Raw genomic sequence first — 16,879 nt, forward strand, 5'->3', positions numbered from 1 at the left:
TCCCGGGCGTGGGTATCCCTCGCAGGGAGGACCTTGACGACGCGTCAAGGTACCCGAGGATGACCCCATGCATCCTCCTCGGGAGCGGGGAGCGGCGCTGAAGCAGGTGCCTCGTGGCCGACGCGCCGGCGATACCTCGATTCCTAGGGTCGAGGCATCCGCTGCGCCGAATGGGTCGGCCCGGAACACAGCCAAGGAGTCATCGTGACCACCACCCTCAACACCACCACGCCTGCAGCCCACACCGCACAGGCGGCACCCGCCTGGCTCTCCGGCGCGGCCTTCGCCGGTGCAGCCGGCATCTCGAGCATCGCCCTGTTCGACGCGGCCACGCACGGCCTGACCGGTGCCTACTCGCAGTTCGCCGACGGCAACGGCAGCTGGCTCTTCATCCTGGGCACGCTGGTACACGGCCTGGGCTACCTGGCGTTGGCCGCGGTGCTGTTCCTCCGCTCCCGGGACATCGACGGCGGTAGCGGCGCCGTGCGCTGGTTCAGGCGGTTGACCGCAGTGTGCTTCGCCGCGCTCGGTGCGGTCTTCCTGATCGGCACCTTCGTCCACGGTCCGCTCATGGACGAGGTGGGCAGCGCGATCGGAGGCGTGACGTTCTTCGGCATGTTCCTGTTCGGGGCGGCATTGGGGATCTCCCTGCTGGCCACCCGGCGGCGTACTCCTGCGGCGTGGACGCTGACGGCCATCCTTTCGGCGGCCGCGCTGCTGGTGTTGTTGGCCCTCGTGGCTCCCGACTGGGCGCACCCGGCCTACCCCGAGACGGCGGTGCATTTCGGCGCCGCGCTGCTGGTGCTGCCGCAGCCGCGCTCTGGGCGTCGCCTCGCGTAGGGGTGGATTGTCGGCCGGTCCAGGGGGGAGGATCGGGTATGGCCAACAATCCCAAGGACGAGAATTCCCCGAAACTGCTGGCGGGCGGCAACCCGCAGATCCCGAAGGGCGAGGGGCCTGGGGACCTCGTCGTCGACGTGGTGCCCGACGTGCGCAAGGCCGTCAAGTGGATCGAACAGGCCAGCGAGCTTCCCGGCGAGCGCCTGTGAACACCTTCGACCCATCGTTGCTGTTCCGGACGGTCGACGTCGCAGGGGTGCTGGCCAACGGGCTCCTCGGGGCACTCGTCGCGCGCAGGATGCGGTTCGACATCATCGGCTTCCTGTTCCTGGCCATCCTCACCGGGCTGGGCGGCGGCATGCTGCGCGACGTGCTGCTCAACACCAGGCCCGTGGCGTTCACTGACCCGCTGTACCTGGCCGGCGCCGTCACGGCCGCCGGCGTCGGGTACCTGCTGGTGTTCAAGGGCCACTGGGTGGGCCGAACGCTCACGTTCCTCGACATGCTGGCGCTCGGCTGCTGGAGCGCGACCGGCACCATCAAGGCCCTGGGCTACGGGCTCGACCTGCTGCCGGCGATCCTGCTCGGCGTGCTCACCGCCGTTGGCGGCGGCATGATCCGCGACGTGGTGACGGGCCGGATCCCGGTGGTGTTCGGGGGCAACACGCTGTACGCGTCGGTGGCCATCATCGGGGCGATCGAGAGCCTGCTGCTCACGTCCGTGGGGTACCCCAATGTGGCGATGGCGGCGTCGATCGTGACCTGCTCGGTGCTGGGCCTGTTGGCCCACCGGTACAAGTGGACGCTGCCGCGCAAGGGCGACGGCGGCTGACCGGGGCCGTCAGCGTGCGGAGTCTGGAAGGTTCTGGTCAGCCCACTGCCGGCCGGGCTCCGGGTCGACGCCGAACTTGGCTGCGTACCCCTCGTGGATGGCGCGCCACGGCCTGTGCGCCTCCTCCTCGGACATCGGGCGGCCGGCCAGGTGCGGTTCCAGGCGCGACAGGTAGGTCTGCCACCCGGTGGCGGTCTGGGCGGCCGGGAGGTCGTCGATCACGTGGGTGAACGTGAGGCGGGTGCCCTCTGCCGTGGGTGCCAGGTCGAAGCTCTGCGGCTGGTCGGCGAACGTCCAGGCCAGGCGCTTCGGGGCCGTGGCCTCGTGCACGGTGAGCGTCATCCCGCCCAGGTCGAGTTCCTCGCCCGTCTCCGGCCCCCACGGCGCGGCGCCGGGGAAGAACTCCTGCAGTTCGGCGGGATCGCTGACCGCCTGCCAGACGCGCTCGACGGGGTAGGGCACCTCCAGCGTGAAGCGGAGGGCGGGTCGCCCGTCGATGGTCTCGAGCGTGCCGTAGGCCTCGTTGCCGTTCATGGGCGGATCCTTCCCTCGGGAAAAAGAGATCGGCCCCAGCCTAGGTGCTGGGGCCGATCTCTTCGGGGTGCCTGAGTAGTACGTTCGTCAACTCCGCCCCCAAGACAAAGACCCTGGTCAATCGCCTAGACCGTGGGGTCTACGAGGTCTCTCGACGTCCCCAGGATACCGCTCCGAAGGACGATCGTGGCCCTGTTGTGAGGACTGTCGAGACGGCTCAAACTTTCCTCACCGCCTCCGAGGTAGACGCCCTCGTCGGCGACTACCTGGCCGGGATGAGCGTCAAGGCGCTCGCTGAGAGGTACGGCATCCACCGTGCCACCGTGTTCTCCCACCTGCGTCGCCGCAACGTGCCGAGCCGACGGCCGGGGCTGGGGATCGACGAGAAGGCAGAGGCCGTGCGCCTCGCCCGCGCAGGTGTCTCGATGCGAGCGACAGGTCGCCGGATGGGCGTGGACCGCAAAGCCGTACGTGCAGCGCTGGTCGAGGCTGGCGTCATCACGGACGACGAACCGAAGACTCCCGATCAATGACACCCAGGACATGGGACCCAGGGGTCAGGACAGCTCGGGGAACGCTTCGTACTTGTGTCGCCGGTTGTCGAACGCCGGCTTGGTTCCTTCGAGAACATTGAGAGCGAACTTCGCCACGTCGAGTTCAGCGATACTCCCACTGTTCACGGTGAAGCGCCGATCGTTCATCTGGCAGTGAACGATCTGGTCGGCATCGCCGACGATGGCGAGGTTTGCGTTGTGAGTAACGACGATCGTCTGTCGGCGTCCTGCGGCTTCATGAATCGCTGGTACGAGCTTGGATGCGATGGTCTCGTTGTCGAGGTTCTCTTCGGGCTGGTCCAACAGCAGCGGAGTGGTTCTCCGGTCCACGACGAGGTAGAACAGCGCGAGCACGAGACCACGCTGTCCGGGTGACAACTGAGAGAGCGGCAGCCCGTCACCGGTGAGGCCGAAGCGAACCTCCAGCCAGGACAAGTCAAACATGCTCATGAGGAAGTCGTCGATCGTTGTGTTGTTGCGAAGCGCGATTGCAGGGTTCCGGTACTCGCCGCCGGCTTCCCCTCGTTCGTGCTCCAGACGGTCGAACGCCTCTCGAAGCTGGGCAGCGAGCTGGTCCCAGCTCGTGTCCTCGACGCGCTGTGGCAAGTCGATCAGCCAGTCTGAGAACTCCCCGTTCCTGCGACCGTCGAGGCCGGCTGCGACACTCCTCCATCCCGGCAGGATGCGTAGCTCGGCGTTGAACTCAAGTCCCGCGTTCTTGACCACATCAGACTGCGCGATGAATGTGGACGCCGGGGCGTACAGACTCTCAACCGCGTGCAACTGGGCTTCGAGCGCTTCGTGGACTCGGCGCGAACAAAGCATGATCTCGTCTCGAAGTTCAGACATCTTCGTTGGCGCTTCGTCTATACGGCGCAGCAAGGAGGAGAGTCCAGCGTGAGACTCTTCGTCATCCTCGTCTCCGACGAGCGCCGTCACCCGTTCCTCTGATTGGAGCACGCGCTGTCGAGCGCGTTCACGTGCGCTGTCGGCTGCAGCGAGTGCATCTGCGTTCTCGCGTCTTGCCTGCTCCTGAACTTCGAGGTCTTGGTCGACCTGATCGCGCTCTCGCCTCAGGGCGGCCAGCGACTCCTCCTCCTTCGCGAGCCACGCCTGATATCTCCCGGCGTTGACTGTCAGTTGGATGTAAGGGCTCTCGGTTCCCCCATCGCCGAGAAGCGCCTCGGCCTCGCTGTTCAGCGTGGCAACGTCGGCCTGAATCGCTTCTGCCCGGTGCGCGATCGCTTCCATCCCGCCAAGCCGTTGGCGCGACTTGGCCTGTTGCTGTTCGTTGGCACTTCGGCGGGTCGTCAGCTCTGACCGCGAGGTCTCGATCTCCTTACTGCGCTGCATCAGCGCAGTGAGGTGCCCGTCATCCTTGCTTGCAGTGTCGATCTCAGCGAGTGCGGCTTTCGCCGTTTCGAGGTCCTTCTTCGCTGCGTCGATATCAGCCTGCTTGAGATCCAGACGACTCTGGACTTCGGATGCTTGATTGCTTGCGCGGAAGGCGGCGATCGCAACGTAGCCACGCACCGCAGTCCGTAGTTCCGCGCGGAGCCTCGTCAGGTCGTCTTGGGAGGTTCGAGTCTTCTGAGTCAAGAGCGCGTCGAAGGTCTTCTCGCCAGCGCGTTCGTCCTCGGGGATGTGGGTGAAGAGGACTGTACGAAGTTCGCGCTCGAACTCGTCGGCGTCGTCTGCCGCCGGGTCAAGGTTGCACACGCGCTCGACGAACATCTGTGGCAGGTATTCGACCAGGACGGGAGCCGCGTTGTCGTGTGGCTGATTGAGGTGGGCCTGCCGTGCGGCCCCCGTGGCCCAAACGATCTCCGCGAGGTACTCCCTGGCGACCTTCTGATTCTGTGCACTGAGGAACCGAGTAGGGCTCAGGAAGGCGAACTCGCTACTGCGTGACGAGTTTCCGCCCAGGGCGATGCAGTCGAGGAGTGCGGACTTGCCTTGACCCTTGTTCCCGACTACTGCTACGAATCCTGAGTTGAGCGGGAGGTCGTGGCTGAAGAGCTCACGATCCTCTTTCTCGGAGCCGACCCTGATTCTCTCGATGAACCGCTCCGGATTCTTCCGCATTCTTGCGAGCGCAGGCGGCTCTAGTCCGACGAAGACACGGCGATCGAACTCTTCAATCGCGTAGGCAAGGCCGGCAAGGGTTGGAGTCGTGTTGAGCCAGGTCTGGCAGGCTCCGAGACGCATGTGCTGATCCGAGCCTGAGAAATGATGCGCGTCGCTGCAGTCCAAGAGCTGGTGTGTGACGTTGCTGTTGCGGAGGTCTTCCACGCCTGCCTGCCACCGGGTCGTGTCCTCGTAGGCGGTGAAGATGAACTGTGCTGAGTTGATGACGTTCTTCTTCGCGGCGATTGATTGGTCGTTCCATTTGATATCGCGCCATTCGGTCTTGCCGATCCCGATGAGCGCACGACCTTTGAAGTATGAACCAGCGAGGATCGCCTGAACGTCGTCGAGCCCGACGTTCAGGTTGTTGAACCCTTCGCGGAGGTCCGAATCGTAGTTCGACAGGTGCTCAGCCGGGACAGACTCCTTGATTCTGTGGCCGAGGTCGGTCAGGGAGTCTCGCGTGATTACGCCCTGCCAATTGAGTGAGGCGTGGCTCGGCGCGAGCTTCATCTTTGGCTGGAGCGCGTTGATGAACTGCGCCTGAATCACTTCCGGGTCGAGGTCTGGATCGAAAATGACATGCAGGTTGACCCTCGCCAGCTTTCCCTCGGTGCCACCGAAGTGATCCAGCCTCAGTTCTATCACCGGGAAGATCGCTTCGAGGTTCTGGAGGCGCCCGCTCGCTCGGGCTTCGACGACGCGCTTGTACCCGTCGAGGAACCAGTAGTCGTTGATGCCGATGACCGTCATGTCCTCCGGCAGAGCCTCAAGTTCATCGATGAACTGGGCCCAGGTCTCGTCCGTGTCGGCACCGTAGTGCTGGACGATCGAGGCAGGCGTGTGTACGTGGAGGTCCCAGATTCGCCACGCCGTGCCGCGTGCACGCTCCAGGCCCGCTGTCGTCACTTGTCATCCTTTCGACCGACTCGAACGTCGGCCGACCCAGGAGGACCGCCGCTACGTGTTCACACCACAAGGGTATCGGGCACCGCCGACACCGCGCTCAGGCCGCGCCGGTCTCACGAGGTCTTCGGCGGGGCTACCACCCCTGCGTCGGCCGGCGCACCTCGTCGGTACGAGCGCCGAGAGGAACCGAAGATGGCCAGTTTGAGTGATGTCGCGAGTGACGAGCGCGCCGCGAGGATGGTGCTGTCCATGCTGGTCGAGCCCAATGACCCGGTGACAGGTCGCATCCTGTCCAGGCTGGGAGCAGTCGAGACGCTTTGGCTCGCTGAGCGTGACGGTGCGGTGGTGGGGCTGAGCCCCGTGGACGCGCAGGTCTGGCGCGACCACCTCAGCGTGCCAGACACGAAGGAGCTCGCCGCGCGTATCGACCAGGTGCAGCAATCGGGGGTTCGAGCACTCATCCCAGGCGATAGCGACTGGCCCGTCGCCCTCGACGATCTTGGTGACGTCGCCCCCTACGTGCTGTGGACTCGCGGCACGTCGTCCTTCCTCTCCCGACCGATGAGCGATCTCGTCACGATCACCGGCGCTCGGGCATGCACGTCCTACGGCGACTACGTGGCCCGGGAACTCGCCAGTTCCGTTGCCGCAGACGAACGAGTTGTCGTTGCGGGAGGCGCCTACGGGATCGAAGGCGCGTCACACCTGGCCGCCCTCGCGGCGGGTGGCGACACGATCGCCATCCTCGCCAACGGAGTCGATCGTCCGTACCCTGTCGGCCATCGTGACCTGCTTGATCGCGCCGCTGACGTCGGCCTGCTTGTTAGCGAAGTTCCGCCCGGTGCCGTTCCGACCCGGCATCGGGTCATCGCCCGCGCCCGGCTGATGGCTGCGCTGTCCTCCGCGACGGTCATCGTTGAAGCGGGCGCGCGATCAGGTTCACTGCTGGTTGCCCAGCGAGCCGCGGAAATCGGCCGATGTGTCGGAGCCGTCCCTGGCCTGGTCACGAGTGCCGCGAGCGTTGGGCCGCATCGTTTGCTGCGTGATGGCATCGCGACCCTGGTGGCGGATACGTCGGACCTCGCGAGTCTGGTTGAACCAGGCCAGGTGCCACGAGAGCGACTTGACATGGAGCAGGTCCGCTCACCTTCGCCTGCTCCGACACGCACGCTGTAGCGCGCAGGTCCGGCACTGGCTGCCTGACGCTGGACTCAGCGAGAGCTCGGAGTGAGCTCGCGCAGTGGCACATCGGACGGTTCCTGCCGCTGGGCGCGGTGCTCACGGGCGCGAGCCTTCGTGAGGAGAACGACGCTCACAGGGCCGATGGCCAGCATCTTGAGAGTGTTCCAGATGCAGAGCAGGACTACGAGGTGGAGCCATTCTGGGCCGGCGTGTTCGATGAGGGTGGTGCACCAGAAGGCGATAGCCAGATAGGGGCCGGCGAGCAGCATGGCTGGCATGCCCCACTTCAGTCCCTTCCGGGTGCGGATCAGGTCGAGCACGATATTGCTCGGCATGTATCGACGCAGGAAGTAGCGGACCTCGGCGCCGGCTGTCCACAGTAGGCGGATCATAGTGGGCTCCTCTCAACACGCGATTCGTTGTCGAGACGGTGCGTGGAGAGTGACCCGAAGGTCTGCCGCGAGCGGCCCAAAGGTAAGGAGAAATCCGCCTCACTTTCAAGGCTACGCCGCGGCGCGGACGTTGGGAAGGGTCAGATGTTGCGCCCAGGTCCGTGCTGGGTGCGCCTGACGGCCAGGAGACCGGCTTCTGCCTGACGGCTCTCATCAGCGACCAACTGCCGCACCTTGTCGAGCGCGGCTCGCGCCCTCGCAGCGTCGATCTTCTGCGCGGCTGATTCGGGCGGGGCGCCGAGGGGCGCGTCGTCGGTGATGCGGTAGCGGTCGCGGTAGGCGGCGACCACTCGTGCGGACTTGCGCCAGGCCGCGGCTCGTCGTCGGTCGGTAGGCGACGTTCCGAGTGCAGTCGTCCACGGTGCGCTCTCGGTCAGCGCAACTTCGAGTACGGCGTCGGCGCGGTGCTCGATCAGTGATTCGCGTTCGTCGAGCGCTGTCCGCATCTCGGTGTCGATGACTCCGTGGGCCTGTGGGATGAGGCCGGCGATGAGCCGCGGTGGCTTGCGGGTCCTGCCGGAGCCTGCGGGCCGGGCGGTCGCCCGCTCGACTCGGTAGTGGAGGACTGCGGCGATGTCGTCCGCGTCGCCGAATCCACGCGCAGCGACGAGGCGCGGCAGCAACGCATCGATATCGTGATGGTTCGCTTCAGCCCGGCGGAGTCCAGCCGTGAGCGGGCCGAACGCCTCGGACTCGATGGCGCTCTCGGCCTGCTCGTCGGTGAGCCCGGAGCCACGGACGAGGGTGGCCCAGCGGTCGTGTTGGGCTGCGGCGGCGATGGTCTCGTACTCGGCGGCGAGTTGAGCGATCGAGCCCCACTGTTCCTGCTCAGCCACGATGGTCTCGTGCGCCGAGCGTTCGGCGCCACTGTGCTGCAGAACGCCGTAGAGGACGCTTCGCGCGGTGGCATGCGGGTCGTTACCAGGGTGCGGCTGGGCATGGTCGTCGGCGCGGTCGAGCGTCACGTAGGCATGGTTCGCGTGCCGTCCACGGGTCATCGCGACGTAGAAGGTCTCCCTCGTCGAGGTCGGTTCGACCAGCACGTGCGCGGTGTCGGTCGTGATGCCCTGGGCCCGGTAGGCGGTGACTGCATAGCCGAGATCGACATGCTCAGCCACGTAGGAGGCTGGGAGGACGATGCCGCCGCCGAACCTGCGCCCACGCCTGCGAGCCCTGATGGTTCCGTCGTCGCGGACGGTGGCGCCGGTCCCGTAGTCGCGCGCGATTGTGAGGGTCCCGTCGTCGCCGACGGCGGTCACGGTCCAGAGGTCGCCGTTGCGTACCCAGTCCCGCCCGGCCAGGGTGCGCAGTTCGCGCTTGTTGAGCCGCGTGATGATGGTGTCGCCCACACCAGCGGCGGTGCCGTCCCGCAGTTCGACCTCGCGGTCGGGGTGCAGCGTTTTGTTGAGGATCAGGTCGGCTCGGGCGCGGCCGTTCAGCGCGGTCACATCGTCGTGAGTCTCGGCGATCAGCACCGAGATCAGTCCCGCGTCGCGGTCGGCGCGCCAGGCGTTGTAGGCGGCATCGGTCATGGCCTCGGCGTCGCCGTCGGTGATGCGCTGGTGGGTGAGGTAGGTGTCGATGGCGTGGGTGCGTCCGTGGCGTAGCTCGAGTGAGGCGGTCTTCTCCCAGGTGTGAGTGAAGCGGTGAACGTCGACCAGTTCGGGGGTGTCTGCTCGGTCTCTGGCGATCATCGCGAATGCTCCGCCGGCGTCCACGGATTGCAGTTGCGCGTAGTCGCCGACCAGCAGCACCTTCGCGCCCGCTTCATGGGCGAGGTGGGTGATGCGGTCCAGCGACAGGGCGCCGGCCAGGGATGCTTCGTCGATGATGACGAGCTGTCTCGCCTCGAACGTGGTGCCGTGGATGAGGTGGTTCTGCCACCACTTCGCCGTGTTCTCAGTCTCGATCCCGAGATCGTCGGCGAGGACTTGAGCGGCAACCGCTGACGGCGCGAGCCCGACGACGGACCCGGAGCCGTGCTCGGCTTCCCAGGCGCGGCGGAGCGCGTTCATGGCGGTTGTCTTGCCCGCCCCGGCGGGACCGACCAGCACGTCGAGCATCCGTCCTGACACCGCGATGCGGGTCAAGGCGTCGGCTTGGTCGTCGCCGAGCATCCGACCATCCGCGTCGGGTCTGCGCGTGATCTTCTCGACCGTTGCGAGCGGCACCGTCGGCCCGGTCAGGTTCGCTGCTCGTTCGAGGAGTCTGTCCTCGGCAGCGAGCTGGGACTCGGAGGTGAACACGGTCGAGCTCTTCGGCCGGAACACCGAGGTGCCATCGGGGCGGCGGAACATGACGGGCGAGGCGGCGAACTCGGGCGGCGTCAGCCGAAGGGAAACGAACTCGGAGGCATCGGCAACCATCGCGACGATGGCCTCCCGGTCCTGCATGGTGGCGAACCGCCAGCCCATAGTCTGCCGCGATGCCTCGGCCATGAGATTCCACCGTCGCCACGTCGAGCGCTTCTCACCGACCACCTCGACGACCGAGCGCCCCAACTCGCCAATGACATCGAGCGGCACGTCGTCGGCACGCAGCAGGAGCGGCTTATCGTTGTCGCTGACCTCGCGCGCCCACGTCGTCGCATCCCTGCCGAGAGTCTTCGTTGCGCGGGATCGCCACTCCGCAGTGAGATCGGCAAGGGATCGGACCTGCTTCTCGGCGCGGGTCGCGAGTGTGGCTTGGGCTCGCAGTTTGAGGATCGTCGCGTTCGAAGGTTGGCGTCCGTGCTGGGAAACGTACTCGTCGATGAGCCGGTTCTTCTCCGCGTCGATGTGATGTGCACGAGTAGAGAACTCGGCGACCAGCTCCTCCGGCACGCCGGTGATCGTCCACGCTGGGTTCCGGTCGCGGCCCATCTCGCGCGCCTCCCAGGAGACGCCGAAGGTGCGGGTCATGTGGTCGGCGAACACGGCTTCGTGCAGTTCGGATAGCGCGACGACGGCGGCGTGCATCGGTCTGCCGTCAAGCGAGCGCCACTTCCCGTCGAGGACGGTCTTTGCCTTGTTGCTGATGACCACGTGCGTGTGGAGGTGGGGTGAGTATTTGACGCTGTGGGAGCCGGTGGTTCGTGCGGTCCAGCGCCGGGGTTGGTGCGGGTGAGCGCCGGTGGTGACGTGGCTGGGAGCCACCACCGGCGCTGACCCTGCGGGGTTAGGTCTGCGCGGCGGTGTGCTCGCGCATGTTGTAGGTGCCGGTCTCGATCCAGAGGGTGTTGTGGACGATGCGGTCCATGATGGCGTCGGCGTGGACGCCGGCGCCGAGGCGCTGGTGCCAGTCCTTCTGCTGATACTGGGTGCAGAAGACCGTTGAGGTTTCGCCATAGCGGCGTTCCATCAGTTCCAGCAGCATCCCTCGCATCGATTCGGTGGGACGATCCAGAAGCCATTCATCGATCACCAGCAGCGTGAAGGCAGCGTACTTGCGGAGGAACTTCCCGGGTCCACCGGTCTGTTCCTGGGCCGCGGTCCAGGCCTCCTCGAGGTCGGGCATCCGGATGTAATGGGTCCGGATCCGGTGTTCGCAGGCCCGTTTCGCCAGCGCGCATCCCAGATACGACTTCCCGGATCCGGTGAAGCCTTGGAACACGACGTTCTGCTGGCGGGTGACGAACTGGCAGGAGCCCAGATGGGACAGCAGGCTGCGGTCCAGCCCTCGTTCCTCAAGCAGGTCGATCCGGCGCAGGTCAGCGTTCGGGTAACGCAAACCGGCGCGTCGGATCAGGCCGGTGACCTTGGAGTGGGTGAACGACGAGTAGGCCTCATCGACAGCCATCCGGAGCCTGTCCTCGAACGCCAACCCGGCCGAGACCACGGGGTCTTGGGTGTCGATCGCAGTCAGCAGGTCGGTGGCGTTCATCTCCCGCAGCTTGCGTTTGGTCTCGATGTCCAGCAGCGAGGCGCTCATCGGGTCCCTCCGGCGTAGTAGTCGCTGCCGCGGACATAGCCGCCAACCTCGTCGGCGGTCTCGACGCTCTGACCGGTCTTGTCCTGCCCGGTGTCCAGGATCGGTCTCAGATGGGCGTAGCGGATGTTGCGCACCGGTCCCCGCAGCGCCAACTGGCAAGCTGCCTCCACCCGGGCCGGGGAGAATCGTCTGGTCAGGCGCAGGATCGCCAACGCAGGGTCATGGGCCTGTTCGTCGACCTGGACCGACTCGAAGACCCGGTCGGTCACCGTCTTGGTGGCTGGTCCCACCCTGGCCGCCCAGGCGTCGATGCGTGTCCTGTCCCACGGTTGCCAACCCCGACCCTCGGGCAAGTCAGCATCGTTGGTGCGGTACTTGTTCGAGGTGTTTGAGGGCAGCAGCAAGTGACTGGCCAGGCGTTCATCGCCGCGGTAGATCTCGATCATGGACTGCGTGATCCGCAGGTCGACCTTCGCCCCAATATGGGCGAACGGGACCGAGTAGTAGTTCTTCGACCAGACGACATGGCCGTTGCGGCCCACCTTGCGGCCATAGACCCACTGGCTGATCTCGAACGGCGCCGCCGGCAACGTCCCGAGCAGCGGCCGTTCCTCGGATGCGAAGACGCTGCGGCGGGACCCTTCCCGCTTCTGGAACGGTGTGGTGTTGTAGGCATCCACGCGTTCCCGGATCCGGGCCTGCAACCCGGACAAGGTGGTGAACGTCTCGCTCCGCAGCCCCGCGATCACCCACGTCGCCACGTGCGCGACGGTGTTCTCGACACTGGGTTTGTCCTTTGGGTGCCTGACACGGCCCGGCAGCACCGCGGCCGAGTAGTGCCCTGCCAGCTCCCGGTAGGCGTCATTGAGGACGACCTCCCCCTCACGGGGATGGGAGATCACACCGGTCTTCAAGTTGTCCGGCACGATCCTGGGGACCGTGCCGCCGAAGAACTCGAACATCGCCACGTGCGCCCGCAACCACGACTCCTGCCGCATATCCAACGAGGCGTGCACGAACGCGAACCTGCTGAACGGCAGACACGCCACGAACAAATACACCTTCGACACCTCGCCGGTGGTCGGATCCAGCAGCTCCATCGTCGGCCCTGACCAGTCGACCTCGACGCTGCGGCCAGCCTTGTGACCCACCCTCGACGAAGCACCCAGGACGGCCGCGTACTCGGCATACAACCGGCAGAACCGGTCGTAACTCATCACCGGCTGCCGGTCCCGCACCGCCGCGTCCTGATACTCCTGATGAAGCAGCCGAAGCGTCACCCCGACCCGGGCGAGTTCCCGATGCACCCGCCCCCAGTCAGGCTGGGCGAAGACGCTCTCCCGGACACCGCGGCCCGGGAACAACACCTCGTAGACCTGCCCGTCAGACATGCCCTCCGCCCGGTCCCAGCCCAGCCCGGCCTCCTCGGCAGCGTCGATGACCGCCTGCACGCTGTGCCTGGACATGCCCTGCCCGGCAGCAATCGCTCTGCCCGACAACCCTTGCGAACGAAGCTGCAACACCAACTTCGCCTTGATCCTGCGTACCATTACCGGTACTCCTTCCCGCCCACGTGGCCCTCACACAGGCGGGAAGGAACCTAGAAGCAGGTGGCGCTCAACCACACCAACCCCGGCGCTCAACCACACGATTCGGCACCCGGGCCGGTGGCGCTCAACCGCACCACACCCGGCCCCCAGGACCGCCAATACTCAGCTCATCACGGGCCTTCCACCACCCGTCGATCACTCGCTGAGTCTGATCGCTGACGAAGCGGAGTGAGAACTCAATTGGTTTCCGCGTCTTGCCGTTGAACGGCTTGTACTTGTCCCTTCCGAAAACCCGAACATCATTCCCTGAGCGATCGGTCAGTGTCAGCCTGGTCGACCGCAAGGCTGGTCGGCTGCAAACGTGAGTAGGTCCTGGAATGTGGTGAGCTGTGTCTCGAACGCCTCCAAGGGGACGGGTGCATCCGCGGAAAGCGTGATGGCCGTGGCGCGACAAGGAAGCTCCGCTCGCATCTCAGCAACATCGTCGAGGGCTGGGAAGACGAGAGCTTGATGGGCGTCCCGCGCGGCGCCGTCTTCTGGCCGATACGTGCACGCGGAGGCGAGGTGCTCAAAGTTGGCCGTGGCAGAAACGTGCTCTGCATCCGGCTCCACTGATCCAACCCTCAGTTCATCCACGCGAAGACCGAGGTCGCCGTCGATCGCGAACACCGAACCCCGTATCTGTGCCGGTTCGCCGTTGAGAGTCGTACTGAGGATGCGCTGTTCAGACTGACCGGTGGCTCCCGAGAAGTGTCCGGGCGCTTTCAGAATCCAGCGATCGCCCTTCTCCACGAGTTCCGCGTCGCCGCCACGAGCCCCAGTGGACAGAGAAACGAAGCTTATGACTGGGTCGGGCCACTGGAAGGTGGAAGCGTACAAGGGCACGGAATCCTCTTACGCTGTGACGAGCTGCATCAGCTCGGTGTAGTCGGTCACCACGTCGTAGTTGACGTCGTTGCCGTTCTTCTCACTGAGCGAGGCGAAGAACTTGCGGGCGCACTCGATCTTCGCGTCCTCGACGCCCTTGAGTTGGAGTGTGGATAGCGAGCCCTTGGTCTCGGCAACGAAGTAGACGTGCTTGACGCTGCCCTCGGTGAACGCGATGGCCCAGTCCGGGTTGTAGTCGCCGACCGGTGTGGGGATGAAGAAGCCTCGCGGGAGCTTCGCGTAAACGGCGACCTCGTGGCTGGTGTCGAGTTCGGTGACGAACTCTCGCTCGATCTTGGAGTCGGTGACCACGTAGTCGTAGACGTGCTTCTTGAGCTTCGACCCGGCCTTCGAGAAGTCTTGGGCGGTCTGGTTCTCGGTGAAGATCGCGGAGTCGAAGCGGTCTTCGAGCGCGTCGTAGGCGAGGTGCTCGACGATGACCGTGGCCTTCTGCTCGTTGATGAGCCGGGCTGCCTCGGTGATGAACTGCTCGGGGTTGAGGCGGAACTTGGCGAACGTTCCTGGCGTGACACCGCGGAGGATCGCAGCGACCGTGCGACGTGTGAGCTGGGTCTTCTCGGTGATCTCGCCCAGCAGGTCGTACTTCACCTGCGAGCCGGCACTCACGGTCTCGGTGTGCGTCTGCGTGGTCTGCACCGCGAAGCCGGAGCCGCTTGTCAGGTCGTCCGCCTCCAACTGCTCGCGCTGCTGGCCGGCTTGCACGACGTATTGCAGCGTCGCGACGTTGAGGTGCTTGTCGAGGTGGTCGATCGCCTTGCGGATCAGTTCGCCGGAGTCGAACTCGACCTGGTAGACGGCGCGGTGGTTGATCCTGCCCCACAGGGCCTGGAACTCCTTGCGGGCGAAGTTGGCCTCGTTCAGCGGTATCTTCTTCGGCTTGCGGTCGTCCGTGGGCACCGGCAGGTCGAGGTAGAGCACGTCGATCAGCGGCCATACGAAGTCGATAACGGGCTTGAGTACCTCAGAGGTCGGCGCAGCGAGCGTTCCGTCTTCCTTGGCCTGCTTGTAGGCGTCGGAGATCGTGTCGTCGTCGTTCACGTAGTCGTTCTTGACCAGGTACTTGTAGAGCGCCTGGGCGACCGCTTCCTCGATGACCGACTCGCCCGAGAGCGTCTGGATCGTCTTGCCGACGAAGAACGTGACGCTGGCCTTGCGCGGCCGGGCGGCGAGCGATTCGGAGATTTCGCGTTGGAGGCCGGCCACGAAGTCCGTGTAGGACTCGTCGGTCACGACGGTCAGCTCGTTGATGTCGTGCACGGTGACGGGGTTGTCCATCCGTTCTCCGTGCTGGTCGACGGAAAGCCGCAGACCCCGTCCGATCTCTTGGCGGCGGGAGACGGTGTTGTCGCTCTTCTTGAGCATTCCCATGACGAACACGTTGGGGTTGTCCCAGCCCTCGCGCAGCGCGGAGTGGGAGAAGATGAACCTGACGGGTTCGGAGAATGACAGCAGGCGTTCCTTGTCTTTGAGGATCAGGTCGTAGGCATCGGTGTCAGTGGACTGGCCCTTGTCGTCGCCCCGGCCGGAGACCTTGCCGTCGATCTGGTGCTTGGTCTTCTTGTCGATGGAGAAGTAGCCCTCGTGCACCCGGCGCACATCGTCGCGGCGCAGGTAGCTCTGGTACTCCTCGGTGGCCGCGTCGATGGCGAGTTCGCCGAGCACCTCGTCACGGATCGCGGCGTACTCTTCCTCGAACATGCGCGCATAGTCGCCGAGGGTGTCCTCGCGGCTGTAGTCGCGGTACTTGGCGACCTCGTCGATGAAGAACAGCGAGAGCACCTTGATGCCCTGGCTGAACAGCTCGCGTTCCTTGTCCAGATGCGCCCGGACGACCTCGCGAATCTGGATGCGCCGCTTGGTCTCTTCGGTGACGTCCCGGTCGGCGAGCTGGCCAGCCACGACCACATCGCCGTTGCTCAGCTCGATCACGTCCCGGTTCGCGTCAATCTCAGTGATGAACAGTCCCCTGTACGCCTCGATCCCGTTCGAGACATCGTGCAGGTTCGTCCCCACGTCGAGACGCTTGACCTGCCGCCGGATGCCCGTTGCCGTCTGCACCTCGATCTCAACCCTCGCGCGCGGCTTGGCGCCCTTCGCGATCTCGATGGCATCGAGATACAGGTAGGCGGTCGATCCAGCCAGACCCTTCACGGTGATGCCCCGCACGGCGATCTTCTTCACGAGCTTCTGGTTGTAGGCATCCAGCGCGTCGAGCCGGTGCACCTTGGTGTGATCGACCTTGTGCGTGGCCGAGTAGCGCAGCAACATCAGTGCGTTGAACCGCGACAGCGCTTCCAGCGACTTGGGGGCGCCGATCTTCTGCGGCTCGTCGATGATCACGATTGGGCGGTTGGCGCTGATGACATCGATCGGGCGGCGGGACTGGAAGTCATCCAGTTCGTCGTAGATGCGGCGGTTGTCCTTGCCGGTAGCGTTGAACGCCTGGATGTTGATGATCATCACCTGCACCCCGGCATCGGAGCTGAACCGCTCGAGCTCGTGCAGCTGGGACGAGTTGTAGATGAACGAACGGGGCTTCGTGCCGTACAGCTGCTGGAAGTGCTCGGCGGTCACGTCGAACGACTTCTTCACGCCCTCGCGGATCGCGACCGACGGCACGACGATGATGTACTTCGACCAGCCGTAGCGCTTGTGCAGCTCCATGATCGTCTTGATGTAGACGTAGGTCTTGCCCGTGCCGGTCTCCATCTCCACATCAAGGTTCGGGGCACCCGGCGCGGCGGCGCTGGAGGCGAGCTTCGCCGACAGCGGGAGGTTCCGCGAGCGCTGCACCGCGTGCACGTTCTCCAGCAGTTGTGCTCCTGACAGGACGATCTCGGCGTTGCGCAAGCCCGCGTCCGGGCGCTCCTCGGCCTCGAACAGTGCCGGGGCGGTCACGGGGCTGACCTTGCCGGGGTCGATCCGGTAGGAGATGCCGTCATGCTTCGGTTGCCCGGCGAAGGTCTCGACGACAGCATCGACGGCATCGGTCTGGTACTGCTGGACCTTGAACTGGAGCTTCATCGAGTGTCTTTCTTTCTG

General features: G+C 65.3%; 13 protein-coding genes. 5 read left to right on the top strand and 8 right to left on the bottom strand.

The genetic code is table 11. The annotated features are described in order from the left end of the window. The first annotated feature begins 204 nt into the window (after nt 1–204). The 3 genes from ABEA30_RS08595 to ABEA30_RS08605 are packed head-to-tail and all read left to right on the top strand — an operon-like array spanning nt 205 to nt 1,672. Nucleotides 205–840, top strand: a complete 636-nt coding sequence (locus ABEA30_RS08595) for a hypothetical protein (protein WP_345581882.1) — start codon at nt 205–207, stop codon at nt 838–840. Nucleotides 841–878: 38 nt separating this feature from the next. Further along, complete coding sequence (locus ABEA30_RS08600) at nt 879–1,049, top strand: hypothetical protein (protein ID WP_345581884.1); 171 nt, start codon at nt 879–881, stop codon at nt 1,047–1,049. Further along, nucleotides 1,046–1,672, top strand: coding sequence for a trimeric intracellular cation channel family protein (locus tag ABEA30_RS08605; RefSeq protein WP_345581886.1), 627 nt, complete (start codon nt 1,046–1,048; stop codon nt 1,670–1,672). Before ABEA30_RS08600 ends, ABEA30_RS08605 begins: the two co-directional genes overlap by 4 nt. A 9-nt stretch (nt 1,673–1,681) precedes the next feature. Here the strand turns inward: ABEA30_RS08605 and ABEA30_RS08610 are convergent, their stop codons facing one another. Next, the gene (locus ABEA30_RS08610) at nt 1,682–2,206 is read right to left on the bottom strand and encodes an SRPBCC domain-containing protein (RefSeq protein ID WP_345581888.1); all 525 of its coding nucleotides are present in this window, start codon (nt 2,204–2,206) and stop codon (nt 1,682–1,684) included. 197 nt (nt 2,207–2,403) lie between these two features. On the opposite strand from ABEA30_RS08610, the gene ABEA30_RS08615 reads away from it, so the two are divergent. Beyond that, complete coding sequence (locus ABEA30_RS08615) at nt 2,404–2,739, top strand: hypothetical protein (RefSeq protein ID WP_345581890.1); 336 nt, start codon at nt 2,404–2,406, stop codon at nt 2,737–2,739. Nucleotides 2,740–2,763: 24 nt separating this feature from the next. Here the strand turns inward: ABEA30_RS08615 and ABEA30_RS08620 are convergent, their stop codons facing one another. After that, complete coding sequence (locus ABEA30_RS08620; protein ID WP_345581892.1) at nt 2,764–5,796, bottom strand: TrlF family AAA-like ATPase; 3,033 nt, start codon at nt 5,794–5,796, stop codon at nt 2,764–2,766. A gap of 192 nt (nt 5,797–5,988) precedes the next feature. Here ABEA30_RS08620 and ABEA30_RS08625 point away from each other — a divergent pair, with 192 nt between their 5' ends. Continuing rightward, entirely contained in the window at nt 5,989–6,972 is a 984-nt protein-coding gene (locus tag ABEA30_RS08625; RefSeq protein ID WP_345581894.1) for a DNA-processing protein DprA, read from the top strand. Nucleotides 6,973–7,007: 35 nt separating this feature from the next. Here the strand turns inward: ABEA30_RS08625 and ABEA30_RS08630 are convergent, their stop codons facing one another. The 6 genes from ABEA30_RS08630 to ABEA30_RS08655 all read right to left on the bottom strand — a co-directional run bounded on the left by ABEA30_RS08630 (nt 7,008) and on the right by ABEA30_RS08655 (nt 16,861). Continuing rightward, complete coding sequence (locus ABEA30_RS08630; protein ID WP_345581896.1) at nt 7,008–7,370, bottom strand: sulfate permease; 363 nt, start codon at nt 7,368–7,370, stop codon at nt 7,008–7,010. 140 nt (nt 7,371–7,510) lie between these two features. Further along, on the bottom strand, nt 7,511–10,453 hold the full coding sequence (locus tag ABEA30_RS08635) for an AAA family ATPase (protein ID WP_345581898.1): 2,943 nt from the start codon (nt 10,451–10,453) through the stop codon (nt 7,511–7,513). 133 nt (nt 10,454–10,586) lie between these two features. Next, entirely contained in the window at nt 10,587–11,339 is a 753-nt protein-coding gene (locus tag ABEA30_RS08640; protein WP_345581900.1) for an ATP-binding protein, read from the bottom strand. Beyond that, nucleotides 11,336–12,889, bottom strand: a complete 1,554-nt coding sequence (gene istA / locus ABEA30_RS08645; RefSeq protein ID WP_345581902.1) for an IS21 family transposase — start codon at nt 12,887–12,889, stop codon at nt 11,336–11,338. Before istA ends, ABEA30_RS08640 begins: the two co-directional genes overlap by 4 nt. Nucleotides 12,890–13,213: 324 nt before the next feature. Next, entirely contained in the window at nt 13,214–13,768 is a 555-nt protein-coding gene (locus ABEA30_RS08650) for a hypothetical protein (RefSeq protein ID WP_345581904.1), read from the bottom strand. 15 nt (nt 13,769–13,783) lie between these two features. Then, the gene (locus ABEA30_RS08655) at nt 13,784–16,861 is read right to left on the bottom strand and encodes a type III restriction-modification system endonuclease (RefSeq protein WP_345581906.1); all 3,078 of its coding nucleotides are present in this window, start codon (nt 16,859–16,861) and stop codon (nt 13,784–13,786) included. Nucleotides 16,862–16,879 lie beyond the last annotated feature (18 nt).

The organism is Tessaracoccus lubricantis (assembly GCF_039544535.1).
In the GTDB taxonomy this organism is placed as follows: domain Bacteria; phylum Actinomycetota; class Actinomycetes; order Propionibacteriales; family Propionibacteriaceae; genus Arachnia; species Arachnia lubricantis.

Coding starts and splice junctions, on each gene's coding strand:
- ABEA30_RS08600 (WP_345581884.1), top strand. CDS start 879: ATGGCCAACAATCCCAAGGACGAGAATTCCCCGAAACTGCTGGCGGGC.
- ABEA30_RS08610 (WP_345581888.1), bottom strand. CDS start 2,206: ATGAACGGCAACGAGGCCTACGGCACGCTCGAGACCATCGACGGGCGA.
- ABEA30_RS08625 (WP_345581894.1), top strand. CDS start 5,989: ATGGCCAGTTTGAGTGATGTCGCGAGTGACGAGCGCGCCGCGAGGATG.
- ABEA30_RS08630 (WP_345581896.1), bottom strand. CDS start 7,370: ATGATCCGCCTACTGTGGACAGCCGGCGCCGAGGTCCGCTACTTCCTG.
- ABEA30_RS08640 (WP_345581900.1), bottom strand. CDS start 11,339: ATGAGCGCCTCGCTGCTGGACATCGAGACCAAACGCAAGCTGCGGGAG.
- istA (WP_345581902.1), bottom strand. CDS start 12,889: ATGGTACGCAGGATCAAGGCGAAGTTGGTGTTGCAGCTTCGTTCGCAA.
- ABEA30_RS08655 (WP_345581906.1), bottom strand. CDS start 16,861: ATGAAGCTCCAGTTCAAGGTCCAGCAGTACCAGACCGATGCCGTCGAT.